Consider the following 23,232-nt stretch of genomic DNA (forward strand, 5'->3'; position numbering starts at 1 on the left):
GACGTCCACCCCGGGACGTCACTGGTGAACGGAACAGTCATGCCCAAGAACAAGTCGCACAGCGGGATGTCCAAGCGGGTCAAGGTGACCGGCAGTGGCAAGATCATGCGGCAGCAGGCCGGCCTGCGCCACCGCCTCGAGGTCAAGCCCAGCACCATGACCCGCCGGCTGTCCGGCAAGGTTCCGGTCTCCAAGGCCGACGTCAAGCGGGTCAAGAAGCTCCTCGGCCTCTGACGCTCCGCGCTCACCCTTCCCGCTGACCCGACCGGGCGGCGCCCCCGACCGCCGACCGGTCGTACGAGAGACAGGACATACCCATGGCACGCGTGAAGCGCGCGGTCAACGCCCAGAAGAAGCGCCGGACAACCCTGGAGCTGGCCAGCGGCTACCGCGGGCAGCGTTCGCGGCTGTACCGCAAGGCGAAGGAGCAGATGCTCCACTCGCTGAACTACGCCTACCGCGACCGTCGCGCCAAGAAGGGCGACTTCCGGCAGCTGTGGATCACCCGGATCAACGCCGCCGCGCGCGCGAACGGCATGACCTACAACCGCTTCGTCCAGGGCCTCAAGGCCGCGGGCGTCGAGGTGGACCGCAAGAACCTGTCGGAGCTCGCGATCAGCGACCCGGCCGCGTTCGCCGCGCTGGTCGAGCTGGCCCGGGCCAACGTGCCCGCCCAGGCTTCGTCCCAGGACGGGACCGCCGCCTGATCAGTCCCGGCACTGTGCTTGGTACTGAGCGAACTCCGCGCGTCGTAGCTGCTCGCAAGCTGCTGCGACGCGCGGGGCGTGACAAGGCCGGGCGCTTCCTCGCCGAGGGCGCCCAGGCCGTCCGCGAGGCCCTGAACGGGGGCGGGCGGGTGTACGAGCTGTTCGTGACCCCGGTTGCCGCGGAGCGCAACCCGGAACTGGTCGATGCGGCGCGCAGCGCCGGCGTGCCGGTCTCGGAGATCACCGACAAGGCCGCCGAGGGGCTGTCCGACACGGTCACCCCGCAGGGTCTCGTCGCCGTCTGCTCGCTGCTGGACGTCCCCCTCGCCACCGCGCTGCGCGGTACCCCGGATCTGGTCGCGGTGCTCGCCGGGGTCGCCGACCCGGGCAACGCCGGCACCGTCGTCCGGGCGGCCGACGCCGCCGGTGCCGACGCGGTACTGCTCGCGGGCGACACCGTCGACCCGCACAACGGCAAGGCCGTCCGCGCCTCCACCGGCAGTGTCTTCCACCTGCCGCTGGCCCGGGAGCGCGACCCGCTCGCGGCGCTGCAGGCCTGCCGCGACGCCGGGCTCACCCTGCTGGCCGCCGACGGCCACGGTGAGCTCGACCTGCACTCCCCGGACGCCGCCGCGGTGCTCACCGGCCCCACCGCGTGGATCTTCGGTGGTGAGGCGCACGGGCTGCCCGCCACCGTGGCCGAGGCGGCTGATCACCGCGTCCGGGTACCCCTCTACGGGCGCGCGGAGAGCCTCAACCTGGCCACCGCGGCCGCGATCTGCCTGTATGCGAGTGCGGGCGCCCGACGCTGCACCCCTGCTCGAACCGGCTGACCAGCGCCGTCGACGGTATCTCCCGGTAGCGCGGGCCAAGCTGCTGGCCGCCGACGTCGAGGTCGCGCCGGCCGCCCGGGATCTGGACCGGGCACGCGCGTCGAGCGCGGACCTCGACGGCGTCGCCGCCGGGTCCGACTCCGCGCTGCTGGACGCGACGGCCGGGCTGGACCGATCCGGCGGACACTGCCGCGCGCACGCCCGGGGCCGGGCCTACTACGAGGCGCTTCGGCCGCACCCCATGGCGGGCGGTTACGTGAACGTCGCCGCAGCCGAGGACACGGACCGGGCGCAGGCCGACTACCGTGGTGACTACGCGCGGCTGCTGGCGGCCACAGGGGTGCTACGACCCGGAGAACGTGTTCCGGCTCACCACGACTCGCGCCCTGAGGCCCGGCGGTCGAGGGCCGAAGCATTGGTACGGAGGCCCGCCGCGCAACCGCAACGACGTCGTCGTTCGCGCTGCTCTACGATCGCGGGCGTCCCGCCCGTCGAGGAGAAGACCCCCCATTTCGATGTCGTCCGCGCCCGCCGACCACGATCGGCCGCCCGCCCTGCTCGCCGAGTCCGCCCTGCAGCAGGCCGTGCAGGCCGCCGAACAGGCCTTCGCCGGAGCCGAGGACCTTGCTGCCCTCGCCGCGATCAAGCCCGCCCACCTGGGCGACAAGGCCCCGTTGCAGCTGGCCCGTCGCGAGCTCGGCTCGCTTCCCGGCCCTGAGCGGGCCGACGCCGGCAAGCGCGTCAACGCGGCCCGGGTCCGGGTCCAGGAGGCCTTCGACGCCCGCCGTGAGGTGCTGACCGCCGAGCGCGACGCGAAGGTGCTCGCCGAGGAGGCCGTCGACGTCACGCTGCCCTGGGACCGCCGCCCCCGCGGCGCCCGGCACCCCCTCACGCAGATCTCCGAGCAGATCGCCGACGTCTTCGTGGCGATGGGCTACGAGGTGGCCGAGGGCCCGGAGGTCGAGGCGTCCTGGCTGAACTTCGACGCGCTGAACTTCGGCAAGGACCACCCGGCCCGCACCATGCAGGACACCTTCTACCTGGGCGACCCGGAGAAGGGCCAGGACTCGGGCATGGTGCTGCGCACCCACACCTCCCCGGTGCAGGTGCGCGCGCTGCTCGACCGTGAGCTGCCGGTCTACGTGGTGTGCCCGGGCCGCACGTTCCGCACCGACGAGCTCGATGCCACCCACACCCCGGTGTTCCACCAGGTCGAGGGTCTCGCCGTCGACAAGGGCATCACCATGGCTCACCTCAAGGGCACCCTCGACGCGTTCGCCCGGGCCATGTTCGGCGAGGACTCCCGCACCCGGCTGCGCCCGTCGTTCTTCCCCTTCACCGAGCCGTCTGCCGAGGTGGACGTGTGGTTCCCGGAGAAGAAGGGCGGCCCCGGCTGGGTCGAGTGGGGTGGCTGCGGCATGGTCAACCCGAACGTGCTGCGTGCCGCCGGCATCGACCCAGAGGTCTACTCGGGCTTCGCGTTCGGCATGGGCCTGGAGCGGACCCTGCAGTTCCGCAACGGTCTGCCCGACATGCGGGACATGGTCGAGGGTGACGTCCGGTTCAGCCGCGCCTTCGGCGTCTGAAGCCCTTCCTCTCTTTCCCAGTCAGGAGTACGTCGTGCGCGTTCCGGTGTCGTGGTTGGCCGACCACGTGAGGGTTGCTGACCCGACCGAGCTGCCCAGCGACCCGGACGAGGTCGCCGAGGCGTTCGTCCGGGTCGGCCTGGAGGTCGAGGACATCCACCGCGGCCCCGAGCTGACCGGCCCGCTGGTGGTCGGCCGGGTGGCCGAGATCGAGGAGCTCACCGAGTTCAAGAAGCCGATCCGCTACTGCCAGGTCGAGTTCGGCCCGGGCCTGGACGGCACGCCCGAGCGGCGCGGCATCGTCTGCGGCGCGCAGAACTTCGCCGTCGGGGACCTCGTCGTGGTCGCGCAGCCCGGTGCGGTGCTGCCCGGCGGGTTCGCGATCTCGGCGCGCAAGACCTACGGCCACGTCTCCGACGGCATGATCGCCTCAGCCCGGGAGCTGGGCATCGGCGCCGACCACACCGGAATCCTGGTGCTGCCGCCCGGCACGGCGCAGCCCGGTGACGACGCGATCCCGCTGCTGGGGCTCGACGACGCGGTCATCGAGCTGGCTGTCACACCCGACCGCGGGTACTGCTTCGCGGTGCGCGGCCTGGCCCGTGAGCTCGCCGCGTCGCTCGACGTGGACTTCACCGACCCGGCCACCCGGGTCGAGGTGCCGCGGGAGGACGCGTCGTCCTGGCCGGTACGCATCGAGGACGAGGTCGGTGCCCCGCGCTACGTCGCGCGCCGGGTGTCGGGGGTCGATCCGTCGGCGCCGACGCCGTGGTGGATGGCCCGCCGGTTGCTGGCAGCCGGGATGCGGCCGATCTCGCTGACCGTCGACGTCACCAACTACGTGATGCTCGAGCTCGGGCAGCCGCTGCACGCGTTCGACGCGACCCGGCTGTCCGGGGACATCGTGGTGCGGCGGGCGAAGGAGGGGGAGAAGCTCACCACGCTCGACGACGTGGAGCGCGCCCTCGACCCGGACGACCTGCTGATCACCGACGACTCCGGGCCGATCGCACTGGCAGGTGTGATGGGCGGGGCGTCGACCGAGATCCCCGCCGTGCACGGGCCTGGCGCCACCGTCGACGTCCTCATCGAGGCCGCGCACTTCGACCCGGCCGTGATCGCGCGCGCCGCGCGCCGGCACAAGCTGCCCAGTGAGGCGTCGAAGCGGTTCGAGCGGTCGGTCGACCCGCAGCTGCCGCCGATCGCGGCCGAGCGCGCCGCCCGGCTGCTCGTCGAGCACGGCGGGGGCACGATCGTCCCCGGCCGCACCGATGTCGGCGCCGCGCCGAGGCTCGCCCCGGTCCGGATGCCGCTGGAGCTGCCCGACCGCACCGCCGGTGTCAGCTACGAGCGCGGCGCGACCGTGCGCCGGCTCGCGCAGATCGGCTGCGCGGTCGAGCTGGACACCGGCCCCGACGGGCACGGCCTGGTGGTGGCGTCGCCGCCGTCCTGGCGGCCCGATCTGACCGCCCCGGCCGACCTGGTCGAGGAGGTGCTGAGGCTGGAGGGCTACGAGACCATCCCGTCGACACTGCCGGCCGCCCCGGCCGGCCGGGGTCTCACCCCGGCCCAGCGCCGCCGGCGCGCCGTGTCGCGGGCGTTGGCCGAGGCCGGGCACGTCGAGGTGGAGCCGTTCCCGTTCGTCGGCGACGCGGTGTGGGACGCGTTCGGCCTCGACGCCGACGACGTGCGTCGCCGCACCGTGCAGGTGCTCAACCCGATCGACGCCGAGCGGCCGCGGCTGACGACGACGCTGCTGCCCGGGCTGCTCGACACCCTGGTGCGCAACCGGGCCCGCGGGCTGGAGGACCTCGCCCTGTACCAGATCGGCCAGGTCGTGCTGCCGCACGCGGAGTCGGTGCCGATGCCCGATCCCGGGGTGACCGAGCGGCCGTCCGACGCCGAGATCGCGCAGATCAACGCCGCGCTGCCGGCCCAGCCGGTGCACGTCGGCGTGGTACTGGCCGGCGACCGGGAGCCGCGCGGCTGGTGGGGGCCGGGCCGCCCCGCGAGCTGGGCCGACGCCATCGAGGCCGCCCGGCTGGTCGGCCAGGCGGCCGGGGTCGAGCTGCGGGTGACCCGGGCCGAGCTGGCGCCGTTCCACCCGGGGCGGGTGGCCGCGCTGCGGGTCGGTGACTGGGTCGTCGGGCACGCCGGTGAGCTGCACCCCAAGGTGATCGAGGCGCTCGGGCTGCCGCCGCGGACCTCCGCCATGGAGATCGATCTCGACGCCCTGCCGCTGGACGAGCGCCGGCCGGTTCCGCGGGTGTCGCCGTACCCGCCGATCTCGGTCGACGTCGCGCTGGTGACGGCCGGGGACGTGCCGGCCGCCGAGGTGGCCGACGCACTGACCGACGGCGGTGGCGAGCTGCTCGAAGAGGTCCGGTTGTTCGACGTCTACACGGGTGAGCAGGTCGGCGAGGGACGCAAGTCGCTGGCGTTCTCGCTGCGGTTCCGTGCCGACGACCGGACGCTGACCAACGAGGAGGCCAACGCGGCTCGCGACGCGGCGGTCGCGGTGGCCGCCGAGCGCCACGGAGCCGTCCTGCGCGGCTGACCTGCCGGTGAGCGGGCGGCGCTGTTCCGGCGACTGTTCCGCGTACGACCGGCGTCAGCGGTCGAGGCGGGCCAGCGCCTGCCGGGCCGCGGCGCGCCACACCTCGTCGGCCGGGCCGCGGTCCCGCAGCACGATGATCGTCACCAGGTACCGGGGGCTCGCGAGCTGCAGCGTCGGCCCGCTCCCGGTGTCGACCAGCGCCGCCGCCTCGCCCGCGCCGGGCAGGTCACGGCGCCGACCCGCGGGCGCGGCCCGGACGAAGTCCGCAGGGGTGCCGGTCCGGACGGTGTAGACGTTGATCGCGCCGATCGGCGTGGGAAAGCCCTCCGCGGCGTGCGCCCAGCAACTCGTGCCGCTGGAACCGTCGCCGCGGTGGACGGTCAGGTTCTCCGGCTCGAGCACAGGCTCGCCGAGCAGGGCGGCGAACTGGGTTGCGTCGAGCAGGCACTCGTCGGAGACCACGTCGGCGTCCAGCCCGGTGCGCGGCCCGGCCGGTGCGACTCCACGGGTGGTCGCGGACGGCGGCCCGGCGGCTGCCGCGGGAACGCCGTCGACGGTGTGGGTGCAGCCCGGCGTGACCAGGGCGGCCAGGACCGCCATCCCGTACAGCGTGCTCGCCGTTCCCCGTCCCATCGCCCGGACGGTAGCGGGGGGACATCGCTCGCGCGGCCGTTTGCGGGTAGTGCGGCCCGGCCGGGCAATCCTGCAGAGCGGCGCCGCACACCACGTGCTGACCTCCGCCACCGCCTCGCGGGTCACCGGGTACCTCGCCGAGCAGCTCGGGGCCCCGGCCGCCCGGGAGTCGCCGGCCGCGATCCCACCGGCTGAGCTGGTGCGCGCCCAGCGGGCGCCGGCCGCGCAGTTCCAGGCCGCCCCGGATCCGGCGAAGTGGGGTGAGATCGCCGCAAACGCTTGTTCCTGGTCCCGACCGGGGTCGCCGACGCGATCACCGACGGTGCCCTCGCCGCCGTCGCGGCGGGCTACCGGCTGCCGCCCGGCACGCTCGACCGCTACTGCGCGGCCCGCCCGGACGCCACCCCCGGCGTGCTGCTGGCCGACGTGATGACCGATTTCTGCTATCGACTTCCGGCCGTCCGGCTCGCCGAGGCGCATCGCGGCGCGCACGTCTACGAGTTCCACCGGGACTCGCCGGCCTACGGCGGCCGGCTCGGGAGTGCCACGCTCTCGAGCTGCCGTTCGTCTTCGACACCCCGGACGTCCCGGGCGCCCGGGCCCTGGTCGGCGCCGCCCCGCCCCAGGCGCTCGCCGACGCGATGCACCGGGCGTGGGTGGCGTTCGCGACGACCGGCGACCCGGGGCGGCCGGCGTACGGGGACGCGCGGACGGTGCGGAGCTTCGGCACCACGGCGGAGACCGTCGACGACCCGCGCGGTGACCTGCGGGAGTTGTCGGCCGGACTCCGCTGACGTCGCGCGACCGGTGCCGCCCACCGGGGCCGGTCGACTCGCCCTGCCGGGGTGATGCGGTGGCCTGGCCGGCGGTGAAGGCTGCCGTGACGGCGAGCGGGCAGCGCATGAGGAAGCTCCATCCGTGCAGTGCGCGTCGTCGGCGTGGCCGGCTGGAGGCCCGAGCGGGATCGAGGTGGGCCGGATGCCGCAGCTCGCGGAGGACGCGCTCGGCGTAGCCCTCGAGGTGCAGCAGATCGCGACGGCGTCGGCCTGCTCGGTGGCGCATCGGGCGAAGGCGTTGCCGGAGCCTCTGCGCCGGCTGGTGCCGTTCGAAGCCAGCTGGCTCGCGCTGCTGGACCCGGACTCGAGGACGTTCGTCCCGTTGGTCATCGACGGGTACGACGAGCGGATCCATCGGCGCCTGGGAGGGCCGGACGCCGTCGCCGAGGTGGAGCTCGCGGGTCTGGATCCGACATGTCCGGCGCGCCGCATCCGGGCCCTGCCGGTTCCCGCCCACGAGGTGCGGTCCCGGGCGGACTACCTGTGGCCCGCAGGGTTCCGGGAGGCTCTGGGCGTGGGGCTGTTCACCGCCGACGACCGCCATGTGGGGGTGCTCGGGCTGAACACGGACACGATCGCCCATCCCACCGACGAGGCGCGCGACCTGATCGGGCTGCTGGCGTCGACGATCGCGGCCGCGCTGGACCCGGCCCGCACAGTGACGGTGGCCGCCCGGGCGGTGCGCGGCGCCCCGGGCGGCGGCGTGCTCACCCGCGCCGGCAGTGTCCTGCCGTTGACAGGTCTGCCCGATCACCCGTTGCTGAGCCCGGGCTCGACGCTGCTCCCCGTGGTCGCCGGGCTGGCCGAGGGCGGGTCGCAGTACGCGTCGTTCCTGTGCCCGTACCTCAACCGTTCGGTGCTGGCCCTACGGCGGATCACGGTGCTGGGCTGCGCCGACGAGCCGCCGCACTTCCTGTGTGCGGCGATCGTCGTGTCCGATGTCGGGGAGCGGCGCGGGCTGACCGTCACCCAACTGGAACTGCTGGGGATGCTCCTGGCCGAATGGCCCGACGGGCGTGTCGCCGCCGCGCTCGATGTCTCCGAGCGGGAGCTCACCGGTTACATCGACCACGCGGCGTCGAGGCTCGGTACTCCGCACCGCGGGGTCGCCCTGATCCGCGCGTTCACCCGGGGCCTCGACATCCCGCCCGGTCTCGGCGACCCGGCATGACAGGAGGCCGAGATGGTCGGAGCAGGCGGGTTCGGGCCGACGGCCGCCGCGATCGCAGCCGAGGTCGCAGGGATCGCCGCGGCGCCGGCCGGCATCCAGCAACGGGCCGAGGCCCTGCTGGAGCCGCTGCACCGGGTGATGCCGTTCCAGGCCGGCTTCCTGGCGTTGCTCGATCCCGAGCAAGCGGAACACCGCACCCTCGTCATGAACGGCTACGACGTGGCGACACAGCGCTACCTCACCGGCCGGGCGCTGCTCGAGGACGTGGAACGAGCCGGTCTCGGTCGGCCGTGTCCACCGATGCGGCTGCAGGACTGCCCGATCCCTCCGGAGGAGTTCCTCGTCTGGGTCGAGCATCTCGCGCCCGCCGGGTTCCGCGAGGCCATGGGAGTCGGCCTCTATTCACCACGCGGCACCTATCGGGGGTTGCTGGTCCTGCACACCGACACCGCGGCGTACGCCACCGACGGGGCGCGTGAGCTCGCCGGACGACTGGCGCCCGCGATCGCCCATGCGGTCGACCCGATGCGCGAGGTCACCACCTTGGCCCGGACCGTTCGCGGCGCGGTGGCCGGAGTGGTGGTCACCCGCTCCGGGCAGGTGTCGCCGCTCGGCGACATGCCCGGCCACCCGCTGCTGCGGGCCCGTTCGGCCGTGGTTCTCACTGCCGCCCGGCACCTCGACGACGGGGCCGACCGCGCCCGGTTCCTGACGCCGGACGAAGGCAACCGCCTGCTGCAGGTCACGGCGTTGAGGTGCCCGCCCCAGCCCCCGCACCACCTGTGGGCCGTCGTCCTGCTCTCCCCGCCCGCAGACCTGCACGGCCTGACCCCGTTCGACCTCACCATCCTCGGACTGCTCATCGAGGGCCGGCCCGACTGGCGCATCGCCGCCTGGCTGCAACTGGCCGAGGGCACCGTGACCGGACGGATCCCGCACATCGCCGCCAGGCTGGGCGTCACCGACCGGGCGCTGCTCATCAGCCGGGCAGCGCGGCTCGGGGTCTACATTCCGCGGGCGCTGATGAAGCGCCGGGGGACGGCAGCCTGAGAGCCCCCCGGGGCGGTTCAGCCCGTCGCTGCGGGCGCGGTCTCCCGGCGGGCGACCTCCGCCCGCACGATCGGAGCGACCTCGGTCCCCAGCAGCTCGATCGCCCGCATGACGTCGCGGTGCGCGACGGTGCCGAGCGCGAGCTGGGTGAGCGAGCGCTGGTGGCCGAAGATCTCGTGCTGGAACAGGATCTTCTCGGCCACCTCCTCCGGGCTGCCCACCGCCATTGCGCCGCGCAGCCCGGTCTGCGCCACGAAGTCGGCCCGGGTGCTCGGTGGCCAGCCGCGCTCGCGACCGATCCGGTTCATCACCTCGGCGTGACCGGGGTGGTACTGCGCGATCGCGGCCTCGCGGGTCTCGGCGACGAAGCCGTGGGTGTTGAGGCTGACCGGCAGGTCGGTGTGCCCGGACCGGCGCGCGGCCTCGCGGTACAGCTCGACGAGCGGAGCGAACCGCTCGGGTTGCCCGCCGATGATGGCCACGGCCAGCGGAAGTCCGAGTGCGCCGGCGCGGACCACCGACTGCGGGTTGCCCCCGACGGCCACCCACACCGGCAGCGGGTCCTGGATGGGGCGTGGGTGCACGGGCTGGTCGGTCAGCGCGGGGCAGTGCCGGCCCGACCACGTCACGCGCTCGTGGGAGCGGAGCGCGAGCAGCAGGTCGAGCTTCTCGGCGAACAGCTCGTCGTAGTCGGACAGGTCGTGACCGAACAGCGGGAACGACTCGATGAACGACCCGCGCCCGGCCATGATCTCCGCGCGTCCCCCGGAGAGCAGGTCCAGGGTGGCGAACTGCTGGAACACGCGCACCGGATCGTCCGAGCTCAGCACACTGACGGCGCTGGTCAGCCGGATGCGGCTCGTCCGCTCGGCCGCCGCGGCCAGGATCATCGCCGGCGCCGACGCGGCGTAGTCGGCGCGGTGGTGCTCCCCGACGCCGAACACGTCCAACCCGACCTCGTCGGCCAGCGCGATCTCCTCGACGACCTCGCGCACCCGCTGGGCCGGGCCGATGCCGCCGGGTTCCGGATCGACGTCCGCGAACGTGTACACACCGATCTCCACGCTTGATCCAAGCCGCGGGGCTGCTCGATCATTCCCGGCTACGGTCTGAGGCCACGACCACGCCCCGCATCCGCACGCTCGCGCTCGCCATCGTGGGGCGGGGTGCGGATCTGCTCGTCTCCGAGGGCCACGACCCGATCGAGGGCCAGGCGTTCTACCGGCCGCTCGGCGGCGGCGTCGAGTTCGGGGAGCCCGTCGCGGATGCGCTGCGCCGTGAGATGCGCGAGGAGCTCGCCGTCGAGCTCGACGGGATCGAGCCGGTGGGGGTGCTCGAGAACATCGTCACCTACGCCGGCTGTCCCGGGGCACGAGATCGTCCTGGCCCGCACCGCCGACCTGACGGACCGGTCGCTCTACGAGCGCGACGTCGTCGGGGTCGTGCTCGACGAGGGCGGTCCGGTCAGCTGGCAGCCGCGCGCGGCGTTCCGCGACGGCACCGCGCGGTCTACCCCGAGGGCCTGCTCGACCTGCTGGACCGGCACGAGTGCGGCCGCCCACCGACCACGGGTGCCTGACCACCCCCGTCCGCGCCGGTCCTGATGCTCCGGGTGGGATGCTGAACGACGGGGACGGCGAACCGCTGTGACGGAATCGGTTTGCATCATCTTGCGTAGCTCTGCATAATCATCCACGTGGTGCGGATCGCGGTGGCGGGAGCGAGCGGGTATGCCGGAGGGGAGCTGCTGCGGCTGCTCCTCGCGCATCCCGAGGTGGAGATCGGTGCGTTGACGGCCGGGGGGAGCGCAGGCACGCCGCTGGGTCAGCACCAGCCGCACCTGCTGCCCCTCGCCGACCGCGTCCTCGCCGACACCACGGCCGAGACCCTCGCCGGGCACGACGTCGTCTTCCTCGCGCTGCCGCACGGCAGGTCCGCCGAACTGGCCGCCGAACTCGGCCCCGGCACCGTCGTCATCGACTGCGGGGCCGACCACAGGCTGACCGACGCCGACGCCTGGACCCGCTGGTACGGCGGCGAGCACGCCGGGAGCTGGCCCTACGGGCTGCCCGAGCTGCCCGGCGCGCGCGAGGCGTTGCGCGGGACGAAGCGGGTCGCGGTCCCCGGCTGCTACCCGACCGCGATCAGCCTCGCCCTGTTCCCGGCGCTGGCCGCCGGCCTCGCCGAACCGAACGTCGTGATCACCGCGGTCACCGGGACCTCCGGCGCGGGCAAGTCGCTCAAGCCGCACCTGCTCGGGGCCGAGGTGATGGGTTCGCTGAGCGCCTACGGCGTCGGTGGCGGGCACCGGCACACCCCGGAGATCGCGCAGAACCTGTCGGTGGCCGCCGGTACGCCCGTCACCGTGAGCTTCACCCCGGTTCTCGCCCCGTTGCCGCGCGGCATCCTGGCGTCCTGCTCGGCGCCGTTGATCGGCGACGGCGCCGCGGCCCGGGAGGCCTACGCGAAGGCCTACGCCGACGAGCCGTTCGTCCACCTGCTGCCCGAGGGCACCTGGCCCACCACCGCGGCCACCCTCGGCTCCAACACCGTGCACCTGCAGGTCACGGTCGACCCCGACGCGCGCCGGCTGATCGCCGTCGCCGCCATCGACAACCTCACCAAGGGCACCGCCGGAGGCGCTGTGCAGTGCATGAACCTGGCCCTCGGGCTGCCGGAGACCACGGGCCTGCCCGTCACGGGGGTGGCCCCGTGAGTGTCGTGACGCCCAAGGGCTTCCGGGCGGCGGGCATCGCCGCGGGGATCAAGGCCAACGGCAACCCCGATCTCGCGCTGGTCGTCAACGACGGCCCGGAGCAGGTCGCGGCCGGGGTCTTCACCCGCAACAAGGTCAAGGCCGCGCCGGTGCTGTGGTCGCAGCAGGTGCTCACCACCGGACGGCTGCGGGCGGTCGTGCTCAACTCCGGCGGCGCCAACGCGTGCACCGGTCCGGAGGGCTTCCAGACCGCGCACGCCACCGCGGAGAAGGCGGCCGAGATGCTCGGCTGCGGCGCGATCGAGGTCGCGGTCTGCTCGACCGGGCTGATCGGCGCGCAGTTGCCGCGTGACACCGTGCTCGCCGGCGTCGAGACCGCCGCGGGCGAACTCGCCGCCACGCCGGACGCCGGGCTCGCGGCGGCCACCGCGATCATGACCACGGACACCATGGCCAAGCAGGCCGCGCACACCGACGAGGCGGGCTGGAGCGTCGGCGGCCTCACCAAGGGTGCCGGCATGATCGCCCCGTCGATGGCCACGATGCTCTCGGTGCTCACCACCGACGCGGTGGTCGACGCGCCCGTACTCGAGCAGGCGCTGCGCGCCGCGGTCCGGGTCAGCTTCGACCGGCTCGACGTGGATGGCTCGATGTCCACCAACGACACGGTGGTGGCGCTCGCCTCCGGCGCCTCCGGTGTCACCCCCGACCCGGCGGCCCTCACCGCCGCGCTCACCGCTGTCTGCAAGGACCTGGCGCAGCAGATGCAGGCCGATGCGGAGGGCGTCACCAAGCGGATCGCCGTCCAGGTGACGGGCGCGGCCACCGAGGACGACGCGGTGACCGTCGCCCGCACGGTGGCTCGGGACAGCCTGGTCAAGACCGCGATGTTCGGCTCGGACGCGAACTGGGGCCGGATCGCGGCCGCGGTCGGCTACTCCGACGCCGCCGTCGACCCCGACACGCTCGACGTCACGATCAACGGCGTGCTGCTGTGCCGGGGCGGGGTGGCCGCCGGCGGCCGCACGGACGCGGACCTGTCCGGCAAGGAGATCGTCATCGAGATCGGGCTCGGCCTCGGCGACGGTGCCGCGGAGATCCTCACCACCGACCTGTCGCACGCCTACGTGGAGGAGAACAGTGCCTACCCCTCCTGAGCCCGAACTGACGGGGTCCGCGCTGCGGCTCAAGCGCGCGGGTGAGAAGGCGGGCGTGCTGGCCGAGGCGCTGCCCTGGCTGCAGCGCTTCCACGACCAGATCGTCGTGGTCAAGTACGGCGGCAACGCCATGGTCGACGACGAGCTCAAGCAGGCCTTCGCGCAGGACATGGTGTTCCTGCGCCTGGCCGGCATCCACCCGGTCGTCGTGCACGGCGGCGGGCCGCAGATCACCGCCATGCTCGACCGGCTCGGGTTGCCGGGGGAGTTCCGCGGCGGCCTGCGGGTGACCACCCCGGAGACCATCGACGTGGTGCGCATGGTGCTGGTCGGCCAGGTCGGCCGGGAGCTGGTCGGGCTGATCAACCAGCACGGGCCGTACGCGGTCGGGCTCTCGGGCGAGGACGCGGGGCTGTTCACCGCGGAGAAGCGCACCGCGCTGGTCGACGGCGAGACGGTGGACATCGGCCTGGTCGGCGACGTCGTGCAGGTCAACCCCGATGCCGTGCTCGACATCGTCCGGGCCGGACGCATCCCGGTCGTCGCCGGCGTCGCCCCGGACGTCGACGGCACCGTCTACAACATCAACGCCGACAGCGCGGCGGCCGCGCTCGCGGGCGCCCTCGGTGCGGCGAAGCTCGTGGTGCTCACCGACGTCGAGGGCCTGTACGCGAACTACCCGGACCCCGAGTCGGTGATCAGCGAGCTGACCGCCGACCAGCTCGAGCCCATGCTCCCCGACCTGGAGAGCGGCATGGCGCCGAAGATGGAGGCCTGCCTGCGCGCGGTACGCGGCGGGGTCGGGCGGGCGCACGTGATCGACGGGCGGGTACCGCACTCGGTACTGCTCGAGGTCTTCACCAGCGAGGGAGTCGGAACGATGGTGATCCCATGAGCGAGTTCACGAGCGAATCATCGGCGCGGAGCGAGTTCACGAGCGAATCATCGGCGCCGGGCGAGAACCTGACGGCGCGGTGGCAGGCCGTGATGATGAACAACTACGGCACCCCGCCGCTGGCCCTCGTGCGCGGCGACGGTGCCGAGGTGTGGGACGCCGACGGCCGCCGGTACCTCGACCTGCTCGGCGGCATCGCCGTCAACGCCCTCGGCCACGCGCACCCCGCGGTCGTCGAGGCGGTGACGGCGCAGATCTCCACGCTGGGCCACGTCTCGAACCTCTACATCAGCGAGCCGCCGGTGGCGCTGGCCGAGAAGCTCCTCGAGCTGCTCGGCGTTCCGCAGGCGCGGGTGGTGTTCTGCAACTCCGGTGCCGAGGCCAACGAGGCCGCTTTCAAGATCGCGCGGCGGACCGGGCGCCCCAACATCGTCGCGGCCGAGAACGCCTTCCACGGCCGCACCATGGGCGCGCTCGCCCTGACCGGCCAGCAGGCCAAGCGGTCCCCGTTCGAGCCGATGCCGCCGGGCGTCTCGCACGTGCCCTACGGCGACGTCGCGGCCCTCGACGCGGCCGTCGACGGCGACACCGCGGCGGTGTTCCTGGAGCCGATCATGGGTGAGGCCGGCGTCATCGTGCCACCGCAGGGTTACCTCCGGGCCGCCCGCGAGATCACCGAACAGCGCGGGGCGCTGCTGGTGCTCGACGAGGTGCAGACCGGTATCGGCCGCACCGGCGCATGGTGCGCCCACCAGAGCACCGGGGTCGTCCCGGACGTGGTGACGCTCGCCAAGGGGTTGGGCGGTGGGCTGCCGATCGGTGCCTGCATCGGTATCGGGGCGGCCGGCGGGCTCCTCGAACCCGGCCACCACGGGACCACGTTCGGCGGGAACCCGATCAGCTGCGCGGCCGCGCTCGCGGTGCTGCGCACGCTCGCCGACGGCCTGCTCGAGCAGGTGAACCTGGTGGGCAAGGAGATCGCGACCGGCATCGCCGCACTCGGCCATCCGCTGGTCCGCGAGATCAGCGGCGCGGGGCTGTTGATCGGCGTCGGGCTCCGCGCACCCGTCTCGGCCGCCGTGGCGAACGCCGCCCGTGACGCGGGCTACCTGATCAACAACGCCGTTCCGGACCGGGTCCGGCTGGCTCCGCCGCTGGTGCTCACCGAGGCCCAGGCCGCGGAGTTCCTGGCCGACCTGCCGGGCATCCTCGACAAGGCGGGTGAGACCAGTGCCTAGGCACCTGCTCCGCGACGACGACCTGACCCCCGACGAGCAGCGCGAGATCCTCGACCTCGCCGACGCCATGAAGGCCGACCGCTTCGCGCACCGGCCGCTGGCCGGGCCGAAGTCCGTCGCGGTGATCTTCGACAAGTCCTCGACCCGGACCCGGATCTCGTTCGAGGTCGGGATCGCCGAACTCGGCGGCAACCCGCTGATCATCGACGCGGGGGCCAGCCAGCTCGGCCGCGGCGAGACGATCGAGGACACCTCCCGGGTGCTCTCACGCTACGTCGACGCGGTGGTCTGGCGGACCTCCGGGCAGGCCCGCATCGAGGCGATGGCCAGTGTCTCCCGGGTGCCGGTGGTCAACGCCTTGACCGACGAGTTCCACCCCTGCCAGGTGCTCGCGGACCTGCAGACGGTCCGGGAGCGCTTCGGCCGGCTCGCCGGGCTCACGCTGACCTACCTCGGCGACGGTGCCAACAACATGGCGCACTCGCTGCTGCTGGGCGGCGCGACCGCGGGCATGGACGTGCGCATCGCCGCGCCCGAGGGCTTCACCCCGCACCCCGACGTGCTGCGGGACGCCAAGACCCGTGCGGCGGAGACCGGTAGCGGCGTCGAGCTGATCGCCGACCCGGACGCCGCGGTGGACGGCGCCGACGTGCTGGTCACCGACACCTGGGTGTCGATGGGCCAGGAGAGCGACGGCCTGGACCGCTCCGCACCGTTCCGCCCGCTGCAGCTCAACGCCGGCCTGCTGGCCCGGGCCGCCGAGGGCGCGATCGTGCTGCACTGCCTGCCCGCACACCGCGGCGACGAGATCACCGACGAGGTCATCGACGGCCCGGCCAGCGCGGTGTGGGACGAGGCGGAGAACCGGTTGCACGCCCAGAAGGCGCTGCTGACCTGGCTGCTCCGGCGATGACAGCCGCCCGGCCCGACGGCGGGGCGGCCCGGCCCGGCGCCGCGAGCCGGGTGGCGCGCCAGGCCCGTATCGTCAAGCTGATCACGCAACGCGCCGTGCGGAGCCAGAGTGAACTGCTCACCCTGCTCGGCGCGGAGGGCATCGACACCACCCAGGCGACGCTGTCTCGTGATCTCGACGAACTCGGTGCGGTGAAGCTGCGCGGTGCCGACGGGGGAGCACCGGTTTACGTGATCCCGGAGGACGGCAATCCGGGCTTCGGCCTGACCCACCCGCCCGAGGGCGGCACCACCCGCCTGGCCCGGCTGATGGGGGAGCTGCTCGTGTCGGCGGACGCGAGTGGGAACCTTGCCGTGCTCCGGACCCCACCCGGGGCCGCGCACTACCTGGCCAGCGCGCTGGACCGGGCCGCATTGCACGATGTCGTCGGCACCATCGCCGGCGACGACACGATCCTCGTGGTCGCCCGCGAGCCCCTCACCGGCGCCGAGCTCGCAGAGCGACTACAAGCGCTACCGACGAAGGAGAACTGACATGACGGACCGGGTCGTACTGGCCTACTCGGGTGGGCTGGACACCTCGGTGGGCATCGGGTGGATCGCCGAGGAGACCGGTGCCGAGGTGGTGGCCGTGGCCGTCGACGTCGGCCAGGGCGGCGAGGACCTCGAGGAGATCCGCAAGCGGGCACTGGCGTGCGGCGCCGTCGAGGCCGTCGTCGCCGACGCGCGCGACGAGTACGCCGACGGTTACTGCTTGCCCGCGCTGCAGGCCAACTCGCTCTACATGGACCGCTACCCGCTGGTCTCGGCGCTGTCCCGGCCGCTGATCGTCAAGCACCTGGTCGAGGCCGCGAAGTACCACGGCGCGTCGACGGTCGCGCACGGCTGCACCGGCAAGGGCAACGACCAGGTCCGCTTCGAGGTCGGCATCGGCGCGCTCGCCCCGGACCTGAAGGTGATCGCCCCGGTCCGGGACTTCGCATGGACCCGGGAGAAGGCGATCGCCTGGGCCGAGGACCGCAACCTGCCGATCGACGTGTCGAAGAAGTCGCCGTACTCGATCGACCAGAACGTGTGGGGCCGGGCCGTCGAGACCGGTTTCCTCGAGGACATCTGGAACGCCCCGATCGAGGACGTCTACTCCTACACGTCGAACCCGGCCGAGCCCCGCGAGGCCGACGAGGTGGTGATCCGGTTCGAGAGAGGTGTGCCGGTCGCGATCGACGACAAGCCCGTCTCGGTGCTGCAGGCCATCCAGGAGCTCAACCGGCGGGCGGGCGCGCAGGGCGTCGGCCGGCTCGACATGGTCGAGGACCGGCTGGTCGGCATCAAGAGCCGTGAGGTCTACGAGGCCCCCGGCGCGATCGCGCTGATCACCGCGCACCAGGAATTGGAGAACGTCACCGTCGAGCGCGACCTCGCCCGCTTCAAGCGGACCGTCGAGCAGCGCTGGACCGAGCTGGTCTACGACGGCCTGTGGTTCTCGCCGCTGAAGTACGCGCTGGACGCGTTCGTCGCGCAGACCCAGGAGTTCGTCTCCGGTGAGGTCCGGATGACCCTGCACGGTGGCCGGGCCGTCCCGACGGGCCGGCGTTCCGACGCGTCGCTGTACGACTTCAACCTGGCCACCTACGACGAGGGCGACGCCTTCGACCAGTCGCTGGCCAAGGGCTTCGTGCAGCTGTGGGGCCTGCCGTCGAAGATCGCCGCCCGCCGGGACCAGCGGCTGGGGGGCTCCGGCTCGTGACCGCCTTGTGGGGCGGCCGGTTCGCCTCCGGACCGGCCGACGCGCTGGCCGCCTTGTCGAAGTCCACCCACTTCGACTGGCGGCTGGCGCCCTACGACATCCGCGGCTCGAAGGCGCACGCCCGGGTGCTGCACCGCGCCGGGCTCCTCACCGACGACGAGCTCACCGGCATGCTGGCCGCGTTGGACAAGCTGGAGGCCGATGTGGCCGCCGGCGCGTTCGGGCCCGCGGAGTCCGATGAGGACGTGCACACCGCGCTCGAGCGCGGGCTGATCGAGCGGGCCGGCCCGGAGCTGGGCGGCAAGCTGCGCGCCGGCCGGTCGCGCAACGATCAGGTCGCCACGTTGTTCCGGATGTGGCTGCGTGACGCGGCCCGCCGGGTCGGTGCCGGCGTGCTCGACGTCGTCGACGCACTGGTCGCGCAGGCGGGAGCGCACCCGGAGGCCCCGATGCCCGGGCGCACGCACCTGCAGCACGCCCAACCCGTCCTGCTGGCGCACCACCTGGCGGCGCACGCGCACGCGCTGCTGCGCGACGTCGACCGGCTGCGCGACTGGGACGCCCGCGCGGCGGTCTCGCCGTACGGGTCGGGCGCGCTGGCGGGATCCTCCCTCGGGCTGGACCCGGAGGCGGTGGCCGCGGAGCTGGGCTTCGACTCGTCGAGCGCGAACTCGATCGACGGCACCGCGTCGCGGGACTTCGCCGCCGAGGCCGCCTTCGTGCTGGCCATGATCGCGGTCGACCTGTCCCGGCTGGCCGAGGAGGTGATCGTCTGGGCGACGGCGGAGTTCTCCTACATCACCCTCGACGACGCGTTCTCCACCGGCAGCTCGATCATGCCGCAGAAGAAGAACCCGGACGTCGCCGAGCTGACCCGCGGAAAGGCCGGCCGGCTGATCGGCAACCTGACCGGGCTGCTGGCCACGCTCAAGGCGCAGCCGCTGGCCTACAACCGGGATCTGCAGGAGGACAAGGAGCCGCTGTTCGACTCCGTCGAGCAGCTCGAACTCCTGCTGCCCGCGGTCGCGGGGATGGTCGGCACGCTGGTGTTCCACACCGACCGGCTCGCCGAGCTCGCCCCGGCCGGGTTCACGCTGGCCACCGACATCGCCGAGTGGCTCGTGCGTGCCGGCGTGCCGTTCCGGGTCGCCCACGAGGCGGCCGGTGGGTGCGTCCGGGCGGCCGAGGCGCGGGGAGTCGGCCTCGAGGACCTGACCGACGCCGAGCTGGCCGGGGTGCACCCGGCCCTGACCCCGGCCGTCCGGGAGGTGCTGACCGTCGAGGGGTCCATCGCGTCGCGCAACGCACGCGGCGGGACGGCCGGCGTGCAGGTGGCCGAGCAGCTCGACGGGCTGCGCGCGGCGATCGACGGGGCCCGGTCCTGGGTCGGATGACGCGCACGCCCGACCAGCGACTCCTCCCGCGTGGCGAGCTGGCGACCGATGTGTTGCCGGCCGCCGCGCGGTTGCTGGGGTGCACGATCGAGGCCGACACCCCCGACGGCCCCGTCGCCGTCCGGCTCGTCGAGGTGGAGGCGTACCGCGGCGCGGACGACCCCGCGTCGCACAGTTTCCGCGGCCGCACCCCGCGCAACGAGGTGATGTTCGGCCCGCCCGGGTTCCTGTACGTCTACTTCGTCTACGGCATGCACTTCTGCGCCAACGTCACCTGCCTCGACGACGGTGACGCGGGCGCGGTGCTGCTGCGCGCAGGAGAGGTGACGTCGGACCTGGGTGTGGCGCGGGCGCGGCGTCCGACCGCCCGCCGGGACCCCGACCTGGCGCGCGGCCCGGCCCGGTTGGCCTCGCTGCTCGGGCTGGGGCGGGAGCACAACGGCGTCGACGTCACGGACCCGGCGTCGCCGGTGCGGTTGCTGGCCGGCCCACCGGTCGATCCGGCGGCGATCCGGAGCGGGCCGCGGGTCGGGGTGGTGGCCGCGGCGGAGCTGCCGTGGCGGTTCTGGTTGGACGGCTCGCCCGCCGTGAGCGTCTACCGGCCGGCGAAAGCTCGTGACCGTTCTGTGACTTCCCGATCGAAGTAGGGATGCCTAACCTTCATTCGTGTCCGCCTCCCCTCCTTCACCGTCCCGGGCTCTCCGTAGCCTGCGGTTCCTCGCGCTGATCTGCACCGCGCTGCTCGCGGCCGCGGCCTGTGGCTCGTCGGGGGCCCCGAGCTCCGCCACGGCCGCGTCGACCGTGCCGAATGCGGGGAGTACCTTCCCCGCCTCGGTCACGCACAAGTTCGGCACCACCGTCGTCCCGTCCGCCCCGCAGCGGGTGGTCTCACTGGGCTACACCGACCAGGACGCGATCCTCGCGCTCGGCGTCGTCCCGGTCGCGATCCGTGAGTTCACGGGGAACCGGCCGTCGGCGACGTGGCCGTGGGCCCAGGACGAACTGCAGGGTCAGCAGCCCCAGGTACTCAACGGTGAGATCAACCTCGAGACCCTCGCCGCGCTGCGTCCCGATCTGATCGTCGGCGTGAGTGCCGGGATGACCCGCGAGCAGTACGACACCTACTCCCGTATCGCGCCGACGATCGCGCAACCGGAGGGGTTCGTCGACTACGGCGCCCCGTGGCAGGACGCAACCCGGCTGATCGGCGCCGCGCTGGGCAAGAGCAACGAGGCGGAGAAGCTGGTCACGGACCTGGAGAGCCGGTTCGCGGCGGTCCGGTCCGACAACGCGGAGTTCGCCGGCAAGAAGGCGGTGGTGGCCGCCCGCAGCTCGCTCGACGCCGCGAACTACTTCGTCTGGAGCTCGCAGGACTCGCGCGGCCGGTTCCTGTCCTCGCTCGGCTTCCAGATCCCGCCGGAGTTCGACCAGCTGGCGGGAGACCGGTTCTATGCCGACATCAGCGCGGAGCGGCTGAACCTCCTGGACCAGAGCGACCTCGTCGTGTGGATCACCATTCCCGGCACCGAGGGGTCGGAGATCGAGCGGCAACCTGGGTACCCGGCACTGCGGGTCGGCCGGGAAGGCCGGGTCATCACGCTGACCGAGGAACAGGGCGTCGCGCTGTCGTTCGGCAGCGTGCTGAGCCTGCCGTCGCTGCTCGACTCGCTGCCGCGGGAGATCGCGGGGCGGCTCGCCGCCTGACTCGGCCCGGACGATCGACGGCCGGTGCCCCCACCCCGGGGCGCCGGCCGTTCGCATTGGGGGAGGATCGAACACGTGAGCACGAACATCCTCGACGAGCTGGAGTGGCGCGGCCTGATCGCGCAGAGCACCGACCGGAACGCCTTGCGGTCCGAACTCGACGGGCCGGACCCGCTGACGCTCTACTGCGGCTTCGACCCGACCGCCCCCAGCCTGCACGCGGGGAACCTGGTGCCGTTGCTCACCCTTCGGCGCTTCCAGCAGGCCGGAGCGCGCCCGATCGTGCTCGCCGGCGGGGCCACCGGGATGATCGGTGATCCCCGCGACACCGGTGAGCGCACGTTGCAGACGGCCGACGTCGTCGCCGAGTGGGCGAGCCGGATCCGCGGACAGCTGGAGCGGTTCGTGGAGTTCGACTCCTCGCCGACCGGTGCCCTGGTGGTCGACAACCTGGACTGGACCGGGGGACAGGGGGTCCTGGAGTTCCTGCGTGACGTCGGCAAGCACTTCTCCGTCAACGTCATGCTCGGCCGGGAGACCGTCAAGCGCCGCCTCGCGGCCGAAGGCATGTCCTACACCGAGTTCAGCTACCTGCTGTTGCAGTCCCAGGACTACCTGCGGCTCTACCGCGAGCACGGCTGCCGGTTGCAGATCGGCGGCTCCGACCAGTGGGGGAACATCGTCGGCGGGGTGGAGCTGATCCGACGGGTCGAGGGCGGCACCGCACACGCGCTCACCGTGCCGCTGGTCACCGACTCCGAGGGCCGCAAGTTCGGCAAGTCCACCGGGGGCGGCAACATCTGGCTCGACCCCGAGATGACCTCGCCGTACGCCTGGTACCAGTACTTCGTCAACGTCGCGGACGCCGACGTCGGCCGGTACCTGCGACTGTTCACGTTCCTGTCGCTCGACGAGATCGAGGCACTGGAGAAGGACATCGCCGAGCGGCCGCACCTGCGCGCCGGGCAGAAGCGGCTCGCGGAGGAGCTCACCACGCTCGTGCACGGCGAGCACCACACCCGGCAGGTCGTCGCGGCCAGTCAGGCGCTGTTCGGGCGCGGCGAGCTGCGTGAGCTCGATGCCGCCACGCTCGACGCCGCCCTGGCGGAGATCCCGACGGTGACCGCTCGGCTCACCGAACAGCCGACGATCGTGGACCTCCTGGTGAACTCCGGCCTCACCGACAGCCGTGGCGCCGCTCGCCGCACGGTGAACGAAGGCGGTGCGTACGTGAACAACACCAAGATCAGTGACGAGGCCTGGCATCCGTCGGAGAGCGACCTGCTGCACGGCCGGTGGTTGGTACTGCGTCGCGGGAAGCGGAACCTGGCCGGGGTCCAGGTGGTTCGTTCCTGACCGGCCGGCCGGCCGGCCGGGCGGAGCGTTCAGCGGTCCGAGCCGCGGTCGGAATACTCCGGCCCGCGGGTCGGTTGACCCCTCTGTACGTCCGGGTTCACGGGCCGCAGCGCCGGGTGGGAATACCCCGCGGCGCGAGGCCGTTGACCTGCATGCACAACGAGAAGGCGACCCCGATTTGACTGCGCTGCAGCGGCTTGGGTAGCTTTCTCCTCGTCGCCACGGCGGGTAGTACGACAGACCGGGACGGTTTCACCGGCCCAGAGTCGGCCCCCGAATACGGCGGCCGCCCCCGGCAGGAACGTCCGCAAGGATGTGACCGCCGGAACATGGGACTGGCGGTTGACACCGCGAACAGGACCATGTAGGTTGGAAAAGTTGCCCCGGCCCGGTCCGCGAGGATCGCGATGGTGTGCGGGTGTCTTTTGAGAACTCAACAGTGTGTCGAGCTTGTTTATGAATTGGTTTTTGTGCCAGTTTGTTTGACGCGCCATCGCGGTCCCGTCCGTGGGTGGTGCGGTTGTGAGAGCCAGTTTTTGTTGGAGAGTTTGATCCTGGCTCAGGACGAACGCTGGCGGCGTGCTTAACACATGCAAGTCGAGCGGTAAGGCTCCTTCGGGGGTACACGAGCGGCGAACGGGTGAGTAACACGTGGGTGACCTGCCCTCAGCTCTGGGATAAGCCTGGGAAACCGGGTCTAATACCGGATAGGACCTTGCCTCGCATGGGGTGGGGTGGAA

Annotated in this window: 22 protein-coding genes and 1 rRNA gene; 21 read left to right on the plus strand and 2 right to left on the minus strand. The window is 72.8% G+C overall.

What is annotated here, in order from left to right:
* Positions 1 to 39: 39 nt before the first annotated feature.
* From rpmI to pheT, 5 genes are all read left to right on the plus strand, one after another.
* Complete coding sequence (gene rpmI, locus HF519_RS13670) at positions 40 to 234, plus strand: 50S ribosomal protein L35 (RefSeq protein ID WP_169413307.1); 195 nt, start codon at positions 40 to 42, stop codon at positions 232 to 234.
* An 83-nt stretch (positions 235 to 317) separates the two neighbouring features.
* Entirely contained in the window at positions 318 to 707 is a 390-nt protein-coding gene (rplT, locus tag HF519_RS13675) for a 50S ribosomal protein L20 (RefSeq protein WP_169413308.1), read from the plus strand.
* A 14-nt stretch (positions 708 to 721) separates the two neighbouring features.
* Positions 722 to 1,540 (plus strand): TrmH family RNA methyltransferase, encoded by an 819-nt coding sequence (locus tag HF519_RS13680; protein WP_169413309.1) that lies wholly within the window; start codon positions 722 to 724, stop codon positions 1,538 to 1,540.
* A 515-nt stretch (positions 1,541 to 2,055) separates the two neighbouring features.
* Complete coding sequence (pheS, locus tag HF519_RS13685; RefSeq protein WP_169413310.1) at positions 2,056 to 3,126, plus strand: phenylalanine--tRNA ligase subunit alpha; 1,071 nt, start codon at positions 2,056 to 2,058, stop codon at positions 3,124 to 3,126.
* A 34-nt stretch (positions 3,127 to 3,160) separates the two neighbouring features.
* The gene (gene pheT / locus HF519_RS13690; protein ID WP_169413311.1) at positions 3,161 to 5,683 is read left to right on the plus strand and encodes a phenylalanine--tRNA ligase subunit beta; all 2,523 of its coding nucleotides are present in this window, start codon (positions 3,161 to 3,163) and stop codon (positions 5,681 to 5,683) included.
* 54 nt (positions 5,684 to 5,737) lie between these two features.
* On the opposite strand, the gene HF519_RS13695 is transcribed toward pheT, so the two are convergent.
* Positions 5,738 to 6,316 (minus strand): hypothetical protein, encoded by a 579-nt coding sequence (locus tag HF519_RS13695; RefSeq protein WP_169413312.1) that lies wholly within the window; start codon positions 6,314 to 6,316, stop codon positions 5,738 to 5,740.
* A 656-nt stretch (positions 6,317 to 6,972) separates the two neighbouring features.
* Between HF519_RS13695 and HF519_RS13700 the strand changes: the two genes are divergently transcribed.
* The 3 genes from HF519_RS13700 to HF519_RS13710 all read left to right on the plus strand — a co-directional run bounded on the left by HF519_RS13700 (position 6,973) and on the right by HF519_RS13710 (position 9,373).
* On the plus strand, positions 6,973 to 7,110 hold the full coding sequence (locus HF519_RS13700) for a hypothetical protein (protein ID WP_169413313.1): 138 nt from the start codon (positions 6,973 to 6,975) through the stop codon (positions 7,108 to 7,110).
* 184 nt (positions 7,111 to 7,294) lie between these two features.
* On the plus strand, positions 7,295 to 8,323 hold the full coding sequence (locus HF519_RS13705; protein ID WP_169413314.1) for a GAF domain-containing protein: 1,029 nt from the start codon (positions 7,295 to 7,297) through the stop codon (positions 8,321 to 8,323).
* Between the two features lie 12 nt (positions 8,324 to 8,335).
* Positions 8,336 to 9,373 (plus strand): helix-turn-helix transcriptional regulator, encoded by a 1,038-nt coding sequence (locus HF519_RS13710; RefSeq protein WP_169413315.1) that lies wholly within the window; start codon positions 8,336 to 8,338, stop codon positions 9,371 to 9,373.
* Positions 9,374 to 9,390: 17 nt separating this feature from the next.
* Here the strand turns inward: HF519_RS13710 and HF519_RS13715 are convergent, their stop codons facing one another.
* Positions 9,391 to 10,437, minus strand: coding sequence for an LLM class flavin-dependent oxidoreductase (locus HF519_RS13715; RefSeq protein ID WP_169413316.1), 1,047 nt, complete (start codon positions 10,435 to 10,437; stop codon positions 9,391 to 9,393).
* Between the two features lie 2 nt (positions 10,438 to 10,439).
* Here HF519_RS13715 and HF519_RS13720 point away from each other — a divergent pair, with 2 nt between their 5' ends.
* The 13 genes from HF519_RS13720 to HF519_RS13780 all read left to right on the plus strand — a co-directional run.
* The gene (locus HF519_RS13720; protein ID WP_246243479.1) at positions 10,440 to 10,952 is read left to right on the plus strand and encodes an NUDIX domain-containing protein; all 513 of its coding nucleotides are present in this window, start codon (positions 10,440 to 10,442) and stop codon (positions 10,950 to 10,952) included.
* Positions 10,953 to 11,063: 111 nt separating this feature from the next.
* On the plus strand, positions 11,064 to 12,089 hold the full coding sequence (argC, locus tag HF519_RS13725) for an N-acetyl-gamma-glutamyl-phosphate reductase (protein ID WP_312860095.1): 1,026 nt from the start codon (positions 11,064 to 11,066) through the stop codon (positions 12,087 to 12,089).
* On the plus strand, positions 12,086 to 13,246 hold the full coding sequence (gene argJ, locus HF519_RS13730) for a bifunctional glutamate N-acetyltransferase/amino-acid acetyltransferase ArgJ (RefSeq protein WP_169413318.1): 1,161 nt from the start codon (positions 12,086 to 12,088) through the stop codon (positions 13,244 to 13,246). The genes argC and argJ overlap by 4 nt, the downstream gene beginning before the upstream one ends.
* Before the next feature lie 7 nt (positions 13,247 to 13,253).
* The gene (gene argB, locus HF519_RS13735) at positions 13,254 to 14,141 is read left to right on the plus strand and encodes an acetylglutamate kinase (protein ID WP_169413329.1); all 888 of its coding nucleotides are present in this window, start codon (positions 13,254 to 13,256) and stop codon (positions 14,139 to 14,141) included.
* 92 nt (positions 14,142 to 14,233) lie between these two features.
* On the plus strand, positions 14,234 to 15,379 hold the full coding sequence (locus HF519_RS13740; RefSeq protein WP_246243501.1) for an acetylornithine transaminase: 1,146 nt from the start codon (positions 14,234 to 14,236) through the stop codon (positions 15,377 to 15,379).
* Positions 15,372 to 16,292: an ornithine carbamoyltransferase gene (argF, locus tag HF519_RS13745; RefSeq protein ID WP_169413320.1), complete on the plus strand. Its 921-nt coding sequence runs from the start codon at positions 15,372 to 15,374 to the stop codon at positions 16,290 to 16,292. The genes HF519_RS13740 and argF overlap by 8 nt, the downstream gene beginning before the upstream one ends.
* Complete coding sequence (locus HF519_RS13750; protein ID WP_169413321.1) at positions 16,289 to 16,825, plus strand: arginine repressor; 537 nt, start codon at positions 16,289 to 16,291, stop codon at positions 16,823 to 16,825. The genes argF and HF519_RS13750 overlap by 4 nt, the downstream gene beginning before the upstream one ends.
* A 1-nt stretch (position 16,826) precedes the next feature.
* Positions 16,827 to 18,038 (plus strand): argininosuccinate synthase, encoded by a 1,212-nt coding sequence (locus HF519_RS13755; protein WP_169413322.1) that lies wholly within the window; start codon positions 16,827 to 16,829, stop codon positions 18,036 to 18,038.
* On the plus strand, positions 18,035 to 19,432 hold the full coding sequence (gene argH, locus HF519_RS13760) for an argininosuccinate lyase (RefSeq protein ID WP_169413323.1): 1,398 nt from the start codon (positions 18,035 to 18,037) through the stop codon (positions 19,430 to 19,432). Before HF519_RS13755 ends, argH begins: the two co-directional genes overlap by 4 nt.
* Positions 19,429 to 20,079: a DNA-3-methyladenine glycosylase gene (locus HF519_RS13765; RefSeq protein WP_169413324.1), complete on the plus strand. Its 651-nt coding sequence runs from the start codon at positions 19,429 to 19,431 to the stop codon at positions 20,077 to 20,079. Before argH ends, HF519_RS13765 begins: the two co-directional genes overlap by 4 nt.
* 19 nt (positions 20,080 to 20,098) lie before the next feature.
* A complete protein-coding gene (locus tag HF519_RS13770; RefSeq protein WP_169413325.1) occupies positions 20,099 to 21,136 on the plus strand; it encodes an iron-siderophore ABC transporter substrate-binding protein in 1,038 nt (345 codons plus the stop codon).
* A 75-nt stretch (positions 21,137 to 21,211) separates the two neighbouring features.
* Positions 21,212 to 22,492, plus strand: a complete 1,281-nt coding sequence (gene tyrS, locus HF519_RS13775; protein WP_169413326.1) for a tyrosine--tRNA ligase — start codon at positions 21,212 to 21,214, stop codon at positions 22,490 to 22,492.
* A gap of 536 nt (positions 22,493 to 23,028) precedes the next feature.
* Positions 23,029 to 23,232 (plus strand): 16S ribosomal RNA (locus tag HF519_RS13780); the annotation flags it as partial.

The organism is Pseudonocardia bannensis (assembly GCF_012911875.1).
Taxonomy (GTDB): Bacteria; Actinomycetota; Actinomycetes; order Mycobacteriales; family Pseudonocardiaceae; genus Pseudonocardia; species Pseudonocardia bannensis.